Raw genomic sequence first — 12,249 nt, 5'->3', positions numbered from 1 at the left:
ACCGACCGGAGTTCACGGCTGGCGAGTGCGGGCTGCGGGCCACGGAAATCGTAGCCGCGCAGTCGAATATCGCGCCCTCCCCGAATATTCGGGGCACGGTTGACGCCGTCGTAACAGTTATTTCACCGACCGATGGGCTGCTGCTCGCTGGAGCGGTCGACCGGACGCCCATTGCGCAGGCGACCGGACCGGATGATCCAGATGTAGAGCGCCAGTACGCCGATGGCGTCCACCGCGCCCAGCCAGGACAGGACGCCCGGACGCGAGATGGTCCAGATGGAGTCCTGGAAGAACCCGAGCACCCACGGCACGCCGATGAGCGTCACCACGAGCCAGTAACCGGCCAGCACCCGCGCGCCGGCCGCCTGCCGCAGCGGGCCGTACACCAGCCACAGGATCACCGGGAGCAGCCAGATCCAGTGGTGAGACCAGGAGATCGGCGACACCATCAGGCCGAAGAGCTGCACGATGATCAGCGTGCCCAGCCGGTCGTCGGAAGCCAGTGCGCGCCAGGCGAAGAACGCGAGCACGGCCGTCACCAGCGCCGCCACGATCCACAGCGGCCCGGACACCACGTCGTGGCCGACGAAGCGGCTGAGCACCCCGCGCAGCGACTGGTTGGACGACGAGCCGACCGGTCCGATCCGATGCGCGTCACCGAGCAGCTCCCGGAAGTACTTGTTGGTCTCGCCCGGCGTGAGCAGGTACGTCAGGCCGATGGTCCCGAAGAAGACCGCGGCCGACCAGATCGCGGTGATCCACCGTTTGCGGGCCGCGAAGTACAGCCCGGTGACCGCCGGGGTCAGCTTGATCCCGGCCGCGACGCCGACCAGCGTGCCCGAGATCCACCAGACGCCGCTGCGGACCGCGACCATGGCCAGCAGCACCAGGAACACATTGACCTGGCCGTAGTCGAAGGTCGACCGCACCGGCTCCAGCCACATGCCCACCGCGGTCCACGCCAGCGCGGCCGTGCGCCAATTCGGTTCGCGCATGGCCGCGGTGCCGACCATGAGCTCCAGCGCCAGCCACACCACGCCGCACAGGGCCGCGACCGTGGCCAGCAGCCAACCGATGGCTACCACGGAGAACGGCAGGAAGTGCAGGGGATAGAAGACCAGCGCCGCGAACGGCGGATAGGTGAAGGGCAGCGGGAAGTCCGGGGTCTTGCTGGAGTCGGTGTAGTCGAAGAGGTGACCACTGCCGAAGTTCGCGGACCCGTCCACGTAGACGTGCAGGTCGACGAAGTTCATGCCGTTGGGGAGGAACAGCACCCACGCCAGCCGGGCCAGCACCGAGGTACCCAGCGCCGCGGCGGCCATCCGACGATAGTGATTCAAAGGACGTGTCGATTCACGGCACTGTCTTTCAGCTCGGGCGGTCACGACTGCGGCTATCGGTGTTCACGACCGCGGCTAACGGCCTCGACAAGCGTAGTCGTACGGTCGAATGTGCCGCGCACCGCGGACCCTTCGCTGTAACATTTGCATCACTGATCACATCCGTAACACGCTTTCTGGTCGCTCGTTCGATAGCGTCAGCTGATCTAGTTCGCCAAGATCGCGCTGTGGCTGTACAACAAGGCAGCCCGGTCCCTAGAGTGGCGCGGAGCGATGGCTCCATCGCCGCTAGATGTCCCTGAAGGTAAGGACGGCTACACCAGTGCTTCGCACCCGAGGATCGCGATTCGCTATGTCCGCGCTGGCCGTGGCGGCCTGCGCCACCGTCGCCGTGCCGACGGCCTATGCGAAGCCCGCACCGGTCCAGAACGTCGCGTCGATTCCGATGATCCCCGAAGGGGTTCCGGTCGATGCCCTGGCCTCGCTGGTCCCCGCCATCGTGGGCGCGGCCGCCGGTCCCGCCGATATCGCGGATCCCGGGCCCAAGAACGCCATCCTCGCCCAGGCCAAGCAGCTGCTGGAGAACAGCAACCTGCCCGCCCAGGTGAAGACGACGCTGCTCGCGGTCATCACCTTCCTCGACGGCAGCGGCGGTGGCGGCCCGGACATCCCGAAGGACGGCCCGGTCATCGCCCAGTTCCTGTGGCCGACCATCGGCAAGGGCTGCATCTCCTCCTCCGCCGACTCGGTGGGCACCGCGCTGGCCGTCCCCGGCCCCGCGCAGCTGCCCCCGCCCGGACCGGCGCAGGGCCAGGCCGGTTTCGTGTTCACCGCGCTGGGCACCAAGCAGCCCACCGATGTGCAGCCCACCCCGATGACGGTGCAGTGGCTGAACCTCGACACCCGCGCCACCGGCACCATGAACCTGACCAACGAACAGCACATCAACCCGGACGGCCCGGCCACCCTCTCGGCCATCGCCGACACCGGCACCGGCCGCGTGGTCGCCATCGTCTCGGGTTCGCTGACCACCCAGGCCGACCCGGAGTCGCAGCCGATCACCTGCTCGTTCCTGCCGACCATCGGTTTCTTCACCGTCACCTAGCGATCACTCGCCGGTAGCGGAGAATTTCGCCCCCGTTGCCCCCCGCACTCGCCAGGGGACGACGGGGGCGAAATCGTTTGCGGTGCCGGATTCCTGTGGTAGACCCGAGGGCATGGCCGCTGTGAATCAATCTGTGCGGAGTCTGCGTTCGCGCCGATCGTTCCTCTCGATAGGTTCCGAGGGATCGATCCTGTCGATCGGTTCGGCCTATTCGATCCTGTCCATCGGCAGTGTGGGTTCGGTGCTGTCGATCGGGTCGGCGGGCTCGTTCGGCTCGATCTTCTCCTCCGCGTCCTTCGTCAGCCTCAGCTCCGCGTTCTCAGGACTGTCCCGGGGTTCGCTGTTCTCCTGGAACGGCAACCGGCAGACCTTCTCGCGGGGCGACGACGAACACACCGATCCCCACTTCATGCTCCGGGTGGTCCCGGAGGAACCCGACCTGGCCGTCGACCCGACCTGCCACTGCCAGACGTAGAGAGCTACCACCACTGGCCGTATTGCGAGGCCAGCACCGAATTCACGTCCACCGCAATGCCACCCACCTCGCGCTTGTCGATCTCGAACTGGTGCAGGTTTGCGGCGGGGTGGACGTATCCCTTCGGCGTGCCCCAATTGTGTTGCCAGTAGAACGATCCCAGCCCGGCGTCGCGAATGTTGTCGATGGTCGGCGAGTTCGCGTAGACGCCGACGCGCCCGCGCCCGATGACCGTCTCCCAGCCGCGCAGGTACGGGTCGATCATCTTCTCGAATTCCTCGTCGGACGGGTTGTCGTCGATGGAGGCATAGATGGGTGCGGCATCGGGCCCACCGGCCGTCTTGTGCAGCACCAATCCCCGTGCGGCGTGCCGCACTCCGGCCTCGTAGCCGCCGCGCCAGTCGGCGGTCGGGCCCTTGCCGAACTGGTAGCAGGAGACCACGGACAGGCCCTCGGCGCGCAAGGAGTCGACCTCGCGGGCCAGTAGCGGCTTGCCCGCCATCCATTCCGCGCCGGGCCGCCGGTCCGAGACGTAACGGATGACGCCGAGATGGCCTTCGTCGCTGATGGATTGGGCGCTCGGGATGCCGCCCGCGTAGTCGAGCAGGGTGCCGAGGGACTGCTTCTTCGCGCTCGCGGTGGCGGGTGGGAGGGCCAGTCCGGCGGTGATCCCGGCGGCGAGAGCCGTTGCGCCGGATAGGAAGTTCCGTCGATTGACATGGGCAGAACGCATCGCGGGCTCCTTCGCACACACTCGCTGGTCGAACATGCCGGTCGCGAGAACGATGGAGGCCCTGCCTCACATCCGACCGGTTGGAACAACTACTGCGGCGTGCCCGGCGCACCTTCCCCGATGAACAACAAGATCATCCGTGCGCCGGGAGCCCTGAACGCGCCCTCATTTCACCATATTCACATTGGAATCGCCAGGCTCAATGAGCACAGAGGCATCATATGTCACATGCAGGGGAAACCGGGCAGGCTCGAGAAAACAGCGAATCTGTAGCTATCAGAACCTGGTGAGCCGTCAGACCCGGGTGGAGTTCAGCCGCGCGCCCACATCGATGGTCCGGCGTGACACGTCGGCCACCTCGGCCCGCACCACCTTGGCCACCTGCGCCGCGATCTGTTTGCGCATGCCCGCGAGCTTGCCCAGCGCGGCCGCCCGCCAGCCCTCCGCCGTCATATCCAGATCGATGTCGTCGGCGCGCGGCGGCACGGCGTCGATAACGATCAGCAACGGCTCGGCGGCGCGCGCGGTGAGCGCCACCGGCACCTGCACCTCGGCGCGATAGCGGTTGGTCTTGAGCACGTCCACCGAGATGTCGAGGCTCACCGGAATCATCAGGTCGAAGCGGACCAGCGCCGGATCGTGCGCGTGCGCGCCGTTCGCGGCGGCCTGCTCCGATTCGGCCGCGGCCTTGGGCAATTCGGCGATCCGCGGCGGGGGCGGGGGTGTGAGGGTGATGTTCGTGGCCTCGGCCACCTTGGGCAGCCGCACGCTGCCCTGCACCCACACCTCGGCCTTGTTGCCCGGCCCGGTGCGGATGGGCCCGACCTCGATGGGCTTGCCCGCCATGGACTCGACCACCTCCTGCACCCGTTCCGCGGTGACGATGCGGGTGAAGAAGCGACGGCCGAACTCGTCGTAGCCGATCCAGTCGTGAGTGGGCCGCCCGCGATAGGGCGAGCGGGTGTTGTTGAGGATGGCCTCCACGTCGAAGGTGCGGCTGCGCTGCGAATCCGGGTCGGCCAGAATCCCGTTGATGCGATTGGCGACCTCGCGCTGCACCAGCTGCGCGATCGGGTTGAGGAGCAGTTCCCAGGCGGTGCCGATGGCCTGCGCGCGCATGACGAAGCTGACGTCGCGACCGGTGACCGGGGGGATGTCGATGACGATGAGCAGCGGATCGGCGGTGCGGGCGTGCATGGTGAGGTCGATCTCCACCACCGCTTCCAGGCGCAGCCGCTGCCCGCCGAGGGTGACGTCGACCCGCAGTTTCACCGGGAGCATGACGTCGAAGTGCACGTGCGGCCCGCGCCGGATGATGCTGGGCTTGCCGATGCTGCCCTTGGCGACGAAGCGGGCGAGTCCGGCCGGGCCGATTCCGAAGGGGCCGATGGTGATCCCGCGCCCGGCCACGCCGGAGACCGCGGACTCGATCCGGGATTCCGTCACCGCCGCCGCCACGAAACGTTCGCCGAATTCGGCGTAATCGATCCAGGTCGGTTCGTCGGACGACGTCATCCAGCTTCTTTCGTCGGGCGGGGACCCCTGTCCTGCCGATGAGGGGGCAGCAGGACAGGGATCGATCGACGACGCTGCCGGGCGCCGCCGAAACCCATCGTAAGCGGAAGATGCGCCCAGGAGTACACCCCGCCCCGCGTGTTTCCAGAATGTGGAATCAGCGTGTTCCCAATCGTCCGAATCCGACCAGCCCCGAGGTGCCGGATGGACGGAATTTGTGGATGGCCACTCCGCCGGATTCTCCGGCCTCATTGCCACCCACCGTAGTGATGCTATCCGAATCTACCGCAATCACAATATTTGTGTGCTGATGGAAGACACTGGAATCCGAGTACATCACCACATCGCCCACCCGCGGTAGATATCCGTTGTTCGCCTGCTCGAAACGGTGCTGCCCCCGGAAGTACCCCTCCAGGGTGTACACGCCAGGGATTCGCCAGGAACCGGAATTCGGATTGCTCAAAGGTTGTCCGGCCGCGCGCATCACCCAGCTGACGAAGTCCGCACACCAGGGTTCGTCAATGCCCTCGGAGTATTTGTCCCGACCGCTCTGTTGATCGAATTGCTGTCGCAGTACATCCACGACTCCGGTCTGCGCCGGGCTCAGGCCCGTGGCGTCGACATCCGGAAAATCGTGCAGCAGGTGCCCGTCCATCGCGCGGGGGCCGTAGGGCTCGTCGTGGCGATGCTGCTGCCACCAGCGCACGCCGAGCGCTCCCCCGACGCTCAGCGCCGAAATCACCACCAGCGCAAGGACGCCCACCACCCAGCGGCGTCGGCGCGGCGCGCGGGCGGGCCCGTCGGCTGTTCGGTCGAGCTGGTCGGTCATTCGGTCTCCCCCGTCCCGGCCGAGTTTCGGCCCTACCGAATAGGACGTCCGGCCGGGCCGGGGAGTTCCCTCAGGTTCGGCGCACCAGGCGGCTGCGCCCGGCCGGGCCGAGGCGGCTGGCCTGCATCAGGCCCACGCCCGGGGGCGTGAGTTCGGCCAGGTCGGACTGCAATTCGGCCTGCAGATGCTCGGCGGCGGCACGGTGTTCGGCGGCTCGCTCGTGATCGCCGAGATAGGTGGCCAGATCCGCGAGGATGTAGTCCATCGGCCCCATGACCGACGCGCCGGTCTCCAATCCGCACACGGTGCCCGAATAGGGCAGCAGCTGCCGATAGATCACCAGCACCGCATCCGGCTCCTCCAGGGCGATGGCCAGTCTCGCCTTGACCGCGGTGAAGGTGGACCAGAACTGCGGGGCCAGTTCGGGCGCGCCGGCCAGCACCCGGCGCGCCTCCTCGGCCCGGCCCGAGTGCACCAGGGCCAGCGCGTAACCGTGCACGAACAGTTCGGGTTTGAGCGCGGTGCGCTCGCGCAGGTCGTTCAGGTACCCGGACATGTCGTTGCGCAGCCAGCCGATGGAGACGGCGATGCCGACGTGCAGGGCGTTGGGATCGCGGGTCGGTTCGGCCGCACCCTCGCCGGAGTGCGCGACCAGATCGTCCAGTCCCGCCGTGCCCTCGCCGAGCAGTCGCAGCACCTCGTCGATGTTGCCGCGCAACAGCTCCAGCACCATTCCGAACGGCGCGATGGCGTCGAGCAGATGCCGCAGCTGACCGTCGGTGGCGTAGGCGCCGGCATTGCGGGCGTGCCCGGCCGCGGCCACCAGCTCGGCGTCGGCGAGGGTGGCGCGGAACAGCAGATAGTGTGCCAGCGCACGGAATTCGGTGAGTTCGGCCGCGGTCGACACCTCCAGCAGCCGGGCCGCATGCCTTCTCAGGTCGTGGGCGCGCAGGAACCCGCCCGCCGCGAAGGCCGCGAACGCCTGCGCGTTGAGGACCGTGCACAGCAGGTCCGCGTCTCCCAACGGCTCGGCCAGCGCCATGGCCGAGGCCACGATGATCCGCGCCACCGAGGGATCCTCGACGGCCCGGTCGAAAACAGCGGTGACCTGCAAGTGAATTCGCGTCCGCACCGGCCGCCCGGCATCGGCCGACGCCATCCGCAGCGGTTCCCGCAGCCGCGGATCCGGCGAATGCCAATCGTGCACCGACCAGATCAGCGGCGTCGGCCAGCAGGTGGCGGCCCGCGCCAGCAATTCGCTCCCGCCGATCGATTCGGCCAGATCCAGCGCCTGTTCCCGGGCCGTCCGGGCCGCGATGTGCTGCCCGTCGTAGGCCAGCGCCACCACCAGCTCGCACCGCGCCTCCAGCAGCGCCAGCCGATCGCTCACCGGGGCCTCCTCGCCCGCGTGCCCGGCCAGATCGTGCAGTGTCAGCACCGACCGCCAGCGCCGCACGGCGTCGGCCCGCATCCGCCGCTCCACGCACCGTCGTGCCGCCGCCCGCACGTAAGGCAGGGCCACCGTGGCGTTTTCGGCATCCGCGCCCAGTGCCGCATGGTGCGCCAGCGCGTCGATATCCCGCCCGTGCGGGACGAAGAGCGCATCGTTCCCGGCACCCGGCGCGACAGCCGAATCCGGGCCGGATTCGGTTGTCGCGCCGTCGTTCACCGGTCCCGCGATTTCCGAGCCGGTTCGGTCCGGGGTCGATGCGTCCCCGCGCTTCGTGCCGACCGCCGCCACCTCGTCGGCCCCGCGCAGCGCCGCGAGCGCCCGGCTTTCGCGGCGGGTGGGCGCCGGACGCGGCGACCCGAGCAACGCCGCGACCAGATGATCGGCTCCCCACAGCGCGCTGAGCGCCCGATTCGCCACGCCCGGACCGTCTTCCGGCTCGCTTCCGGCACTCGGCGGAGTGTCGTTGCCGGCCGGAACGGTGTCCGGCCGCAGCGCCCCCGGTGCGACCGCCGTGGCCGGGCGCGGTTCGGGGCCGCGGCGCAGGTATTCGACGGCGGCCCAGTGCATTCGGGTGCGGCGGAGGGTGGGCAGGTCGTAGTAGACGGTCTCGCGGACCAGGGCGTGGTCGAAGGTGATGCGGCCGGCGCGGTCGGTGCGCAGCAGGCGGGCGGCTTCGGCGGTGGCGATCAGGTCGATGACGGTGTCGGTGGGCCGGTTCACCGAGGCGGCCAGGGTGGGCATGTCGCTGTCCTCGCCCCAGACCGAGAGGTGGCGCAGCAGATCCACCACATCGGGCGGGAGCTGGGCGATGCGGCGGCCGAGCAGGTCGCGGACGCTGTCGGGGAGGGCGTCGGTGCCGGCGGCCAGCGTGGCGCCCTGGGTGGCAACGAGTTTGGCGAGTTCGCGGACGAACAGCGGATTGCCGCCGGTGCGGCGGCGCAGCAGTTCGACGGTGCGGTCGTCGAGGTCGGTGAGTCCGGCGGCGGCCGCGGCGCGGCGGGTGCCCGCCATGTCGAGGCCGTCCAGGTCGACGCGGTCGGCGGTGAAAAGCGCCAGGGCGGCGGCGGTATCGCGGACGCCGGGGCCCGCCTCGGTGCCGCGCAGGGTGGCGACGATGAGGATGGGCCGGTCGCGCAGCCAGTTCACCACCTGCCGCAGCACCTGCAGGGTCGCGGTGTCCGCGCCGTGCACGTCCTCGAGCACGATGGCGACCGGTGCCGCGGCCGAGTGTTCGCGGCAGGACCGGACCACGCGCCGGGCCAGGGTGAAAGCGTCGGCGGCGGTGAAGGTCTCGGGGTCGGCGGCGTCGAGGCCGGTGAGCACCTCGGCCCAGGCCCAGGCGGGCGGCGCGGACTCGACCTCGGGGCAGCGACCGAAGACGGTGCGCCAGCCGCGCTCGCCCAGGTGCCGGGTGATGGCGGTGGCGAGGTTGGTCTTCCCGGCACCGGCCTCGCCGGAGAGCCAGACCAGCCGGACCTGCCCGGCGGCCACCGACTCGGCGGCGGCCAGCACCGCCGCGCGCTGGATCGCATATCCGTTGTCCGGCAAGGGCTCCGGGTCGGGCCTGGGTTCCGGGTCGGCGAGCGGCGGGGGCGGTGGCGGGGTGACGGTCTCGGCGTCCACCGAGTGGGTGAGGATGGCGGTCTCCAGATCCCGCAGTCCCGGACCGGGATCCACGCCGAATTCCAGGGTCAGGAATTCGCGGCTGCGCCGCACGGTGGCGAGCGCGTCCAGCGACTGTCCCAGCCGGTACTGCGCGACGGCCAGCAGCCGGGCGCACTCCTCACGGCCCGGATGCTCCTCCAGGATGGGCCGCAGCGCCAGCACCACCTCGGCGGGCCGGTTCAACTCCAGCGCCGCCTGCGCCCGCAGTTCGGCCGCGGTCAGCCGCAGGGCCTGCAGCCGGGCGGCTTCCTGTGCCGCCCAGGGCATTCCGGTGAAGGACTCGAAGGCGGTGCCGTGCCAGCAGTCCAGCGCGGCGTCCAGCACCCGCGCCTGGGCGAGCGGTTCGGGTCGCCCGGCCGGGTCGCGCATGGCGGCCTCGTGCCCGTGCAGCAGTTGTTCGAAGTGCCAGGAATCCACTTGGGACGGCTCGAGATTGAGCGCGTAGCCGTGGGATTCGGACACGATGGCGCGCGAGTGCGCCCGCCGCGGCCGGTCGGGTTCGAAGACCCGGCGCAGGTTGTGGATGTACACCTGCAGCGCGGCAACGGCTTTGGCGGGCGGGTCGCCGTGCCAGAGATCGTCGATGAGCCGCTCGGTCGGCACCACCCGGCCCCCGGCCGCGACCAGCCGTCCCAGTACCGCGCACTGCATGGGCGCGCCCGGAGGCACGCGCTGGCCGTCGATGCTGATGTGCAGTGGGCCCAGCACCCCGATGCGTATGAGTGCCATGTCGCCGTGCGACCCCCGTACCCACTTCGAATAAAAACAAACAGGATCCTCTCAATATGGCAGAAATTCTGCTAGATCGCCCTGTCTTGTGATCCGGCTTAACTCGATACGAAGTCGCTGTGAAGAGTTGTCCCGCACACTGCCCAGGGTGTTCGACTCCACTCCGCCGCCGGACGCCGATCTCACGGTGCTGCACAGCCTTCCGCATCCGGCCTGCCTGCATGACGGCGGCTACGACGTGGTCGCCGCGAACGAGGCCTTCCGCAAACTGTTCCCCGGCACCGGCCCCGGCGCGAATCTGATGACCGCCATCCTGCTCGAACCCATGGCCCGCTACCGGCTGGGCGACTGGGAAGCCGAAGCGCAGGTGATGGTTTCGGCCTTCCGGGCCGCCGCTCCGGAGTTGAATCCGGCGCGGGTCGAGGAGATCGTCAATCTGGCGCGGCGCTCCCCGGACTGGGATCGGCTGTGGGACAGCCAGGTCCCGCCGATCGATCCGCGGGAGCGCACGGTGCTCATGAACGATCCGGTCACCCGCAAGGAGCGCCGGATGTCGGTGCAGACCTGCGATTTCCAGTCACCGCGGCGGCCGTGGTGGCTGCTGACGGTGGTACCGATGGACTGAATCGGGTCGGCGCTCAGGCTTGCGCCGCGGGCACCTCGAACCAGCCGTCCTCGGGCTCGGCGTAGCCGTGGTACATGAGCGGGATGCGCCGATCCACCCCGAAGTGCCGGTAAACCGCGAGCATCGCGTCGCGCACGGCACGGTCGTGGAAGTCGTCGATGCGGCGCGGGCCGAGCCAGTGTTCGGGTAGCAACGCCAGCCGCGTCATCTCGTCCGGATCGTCCATGTCCAGTCCGATCGGGCCGGGATCGACGATGAAGTGATCGTGCAGCACCGCGTGCACCCGGCGCGGGTCGTGCTGCCCCGCCCCGAAGGCGTGGAAGCTGGTGCGGATGGCGGGTGAGCCGTGCGCCTGCAGCCACTGGACGAGACGCGGATCGGTGCGTGGAATCGATCTCGCGGACAAGGCCGTTTCGGCGGACAGGGGCGTCTGCTCGAGCAGGTGCAGCACGCTGGCGCCGCGGACGCGCGGTTCGGGGACGAGAAACAGGCTGAGCACCGGGGAGCCGGACATGCTGTCGCAGAGGCAGACCTTGGTGCGCATGGGATCGGGCATGCGCCGCTCCTAACGCGGGAGGGTTGCTCGCTTCTTCACCAACACCCGGAATTATAGTCGCCGAACACCAATCGGACCGACCGGTCTTCCGGTCGATCCGATTGCGGGTTCCGGCTTCCGCTACGCGCCGACCAGCCGCCCGCGCGTCCGCTGCCGCGTCGGCAGCGCCGCCAGCTGACCCTCGATGGTGGCCCGGACACCGGGCCACTCCTCGTCCAGGATCGAGTAGAAGGCGGTGCTGCGCACCTCGCCGTCCAGCCCGCGCGAATGCGCCCGGCGCACCCCGTCGCTGGTCGCGCCGAGCCGCTCGATCGCCATGCGGGAGCGCAGGTTTCGCACATCCGCCCGCATGGCGATGCGCCTGACCCGCCACACCTCGAAGGCGTGCTGCAACAACAGCAGCTTGGACTCCAGGTTGATGCCCGCGCCGCGGGCCTCCAGCGACAGCCAGGTGTTCCCGATCTCGGCGGCATCGGGCACCGCCAGCAGCGGATCGCCCGGCGGCATGCCGTGCACCAGCGGCCAGACCACCGGACCCTGCCAGTAGTCGAAGCGGCCGAACCGGGTCGAGCCCAGCACCCGGCCGCTGGCGACGGCGATGATGGCGAAGGCCAGCGAGGTGCCGGCGGCATGCCCCGACAGCGCCTGCGCGACATATTCCAGCGCCTCGTCCACTCCGTGCGGGACAGGTGTGAACGCGTAGTCGTCACGGTTCCCCGCTGCGGCCTCCGCAAGCCCCGTGGCATGCTGCGGCGCAAGGGGTTCCAGCCGTACCAGACGGCCGGTCAGAGTTACGGGTACGGGCACGTTCCCTCGATCTTTCAGAGACGGTCGGGGGCTCGCGTCAGGCATTGGCCGCCCCGGCCACACACTCCGGAATCGACGAACCAGCCCTGGCGCGCCAGTAGCAGCATCGGATAGTGGGATGAACGATAGCGGAACACCAGCGCACCGCGCCGCAGGCGGCATGTAAATTTCACGCGCTGTTCCGCGCGTCTTGCGGGGGATTTCAGGGGTGTCATTCGGCGACATCCGGAGGGCGCATCCGCTACCATCCGGCGACTCGGGCCGGAGGCTCCCGAAATGCGAATACCTATGCGCTGGAAGGTATTAGTACGCCACCGGCAACTCGGCCATCAGGCGCTCGGCGCATCACCGATCGATCATCGCGCGATCCAGCCGCCATCACGGGCGGCCCGCCCGGACCCCGCCCCGTCCTAGTAC

Annotated in this window: 10 protein-coding genes; 3 read left to right on the top strand and 7 right to left on the bottom strand. The window is 69.2% G+C overall.

The features are described 5' to 3' along the window. Positions 1–122: 122 nt before the first annotated feature. Entirely contained in the window at positions 123–1,385 is a 1,263-nt protein-coding gene (locus NS2_RS15700; RefSeq protein WP_071812146.1) for a mannosyltransferase, read from the bottom strand. A 307-nt stretch (positions 1,386–1,692) separates the two neighbouring features. Between NS2_RS15700 and NS2_RS15695 the strand changes: the two genes are divergently transcribed. Both NS2_RS15695 and NS2_RS15690 read left to right on the top strand, forming a co-directional pair. Beyond that, positions 1,693–2,445: an Rv1157c family protein gene (locus tag NS2_RS15695; RefSeq protein ID WP_045437759.1), complete on the top strand. Its 753-nt coding sequence runs from the start codon at positions 1,693–1,695 to the stop codon at positions 2,443–2,445. Positions 2,446–2,557: 112 nt separating this feature from the next. Beyond that, on the top strand, positions 2,558–2,920 hold the full coding sequence (locus NS2_RS15690) for a hypothetical protein (protein ID WP_033088170.1): 363 nt from the start codon (positions 2,558–2,560) through the stop codon (positions 2,918–2,920). Positions 2,921–2,924: 4 nt separating this feature from the next. Here the strand turns inward: NS2_RS15690 and NS2_RS15685 are convergent, their stop codons facing one another. From NS2_RS15685 to NS2_RS15670, 4 genes are all read right to left on the bottom strand, one after another. Next, a complete protein-coding gene (locus tag NS2_RS15685; protein ID WP_033088169.1) occupies positions 2,925–3,653 on the bottom strand; it encodes a DUF1906 domain-containing protein in 729 nt (242 codons plus the stop codon). A gap of 294 nt (positions 3,654–3,947) precedes the next feature. Then, the gene (locus NS2_RS15680; protein ID WP_033088168.1) at positions 3,948–5,168 is read right to left on the bottom strand and encodes a hypothetical protein; all 1,221 of its coding nucleotides are present in this window, start codon (positions 5,166–5,168) and stop codon (positions 3,948–3,950) included. A gap of 157 nt (positions 5,169–5,325) precedes the next feature. Further along, positions 5,326–5,997 (bottom strand): CHAP domain-containing protein, encoded by a 672-nt coding sequence (locus NS2_RS15675; protein WP_045437762.1) that lies wholly within the window; start codon positions 5,995–5,997, stop codon positions 5,326–5,328. 70 nt (positions 5,998–6,067) lie between these two features. Continuing rightward, on the bottom strand, positions 6,068–9,844 hold the full coding sequence (locus NS2_RS15670; RefSeq protein WP_052086492.1) for an ATP-binding protein: 3,777 nt from the start codon (positions 9,842–9,844) through the stop codon (positions 6,068–6,070). 148 nt (positions 9,845–9,992) lie between these two features. On the opposite strand from NS2_RS15670, the gene NS2_RS36055 reads away from it, so the two are divergent. Continuing rightward, complete coding sequence (locus NS2_RS36055) at positions 9,993–10,469, top strand: MmyB family transcriptional regulator (protein WP_052086490.1); 477 nt, start codon at positions 9,993–9,995, stop codon at positions 10,467–10,469. A gap of 13 nt (positions 10,470–10,482) precedes the next feature. On the opposite strand, the gene NS2_RS15660 is transcribed toward NS2_RS36055, so the two are convergent. Both NS2_RS15660 and NS2_RS15655 read right to left on the bottom strand, forming a co-directional pair. After that, positions 10,483–11,025 carry a hypothetical protein gene (locus NS2_RS15660; protein WP_033088167.1) on the bottom strand — a complete coding sequence of 181 codons (543 nt, stop codon included), beginning with the start codon at positions 11,023–11,025 and terminating at the stop codon, positions 10,483–10,485. A gap of 120 nt (positions 11,026–11,145) precedes the next feature. After that, positions 11,146–11,832, bottom strand: a complete 687-nt coding sequence (locus NS2_RS15655) for a GNAT family N-acetyltransferase (RefSeq protein ID WP_036545980.1) — start codon at positions 11,830–11,832, stop codon at positions 11,146–11,148. Between the last annotated feature and the right edge of the window lie 417 nt (positions 11,833–12,249).

Origin of the sequence: Nocardia seriolae NBRC 15557 (assembly GCF_007990715.1) — a bacterium.
In the GTDB taxonomy this organism is placed as follows: Bacteria; Actinomycetota; Actinomycetes; order Mycobacteriales; family Mycobacteriaceae; genus Nocardia; species Nocardia seriolae.
The sequence above is the reverse complement of the archived record's forward strand: the minus strand, read 5'-3'. Positions and strand labels throughout refer to the sequence as shown.

What these genes read in the sequence shown, in the direction of transcription:
- NS2_RS15695 (WP_045437759.1), top strand. Translation starts at nt 1,693, where the DNA reads ATGTCCGCGCTGGCCGTGGCGGCCTGCGCCACCGTCGCCGTGCCGACG.
- NS2_RS15690 (WP_033088170.1), top strand. Translation starts at nt 2,558, where the DNA reads ATGGCCGCTGTGAATCAATCTGTGCGGAGTCTGCGTTCGCGCCGATCG.
- NS2_RS15685 (WP_033088169.1), bottom strand. Translation starts at nt 3,653, where the DNA reads ATGCGTTCTGCCCATGTCAATCGACGGAACTTCCTATCCGGCGCAACG.
- NS2_RS15680 (WP_033088168.1), bottom strand. Translation starts at nt 5,168, where the DNA reads ATGACGTCGTCCGACGAACCGACCTGGATCGATTACGCCGAATTCGGC.
- NS2_RS15675 (WP_045437762.1), bottom strand. Translation starts at nt 5,997, where the DNA reads ATGACCGACCAGCTCGACCGAACAGCCGACGGGCCCGCCCGCGCGCCG.
- NS2_RS15670 (WP_052086492.1), bottom strand. Translation starts at nt 9,844, where the DNA reads ATGGCACTCATACGCATCGGGGTGCTGGGCCCACTGCACATCAGCATC.
- NS2_RS15660 (WP_033088167.1), bottom strand. Translation starts at nt 11,025, where the DNA reads ATGCCCGATCCCATGCGCACCAAGGTCTGCCTCTGCGACAGCATGTCC.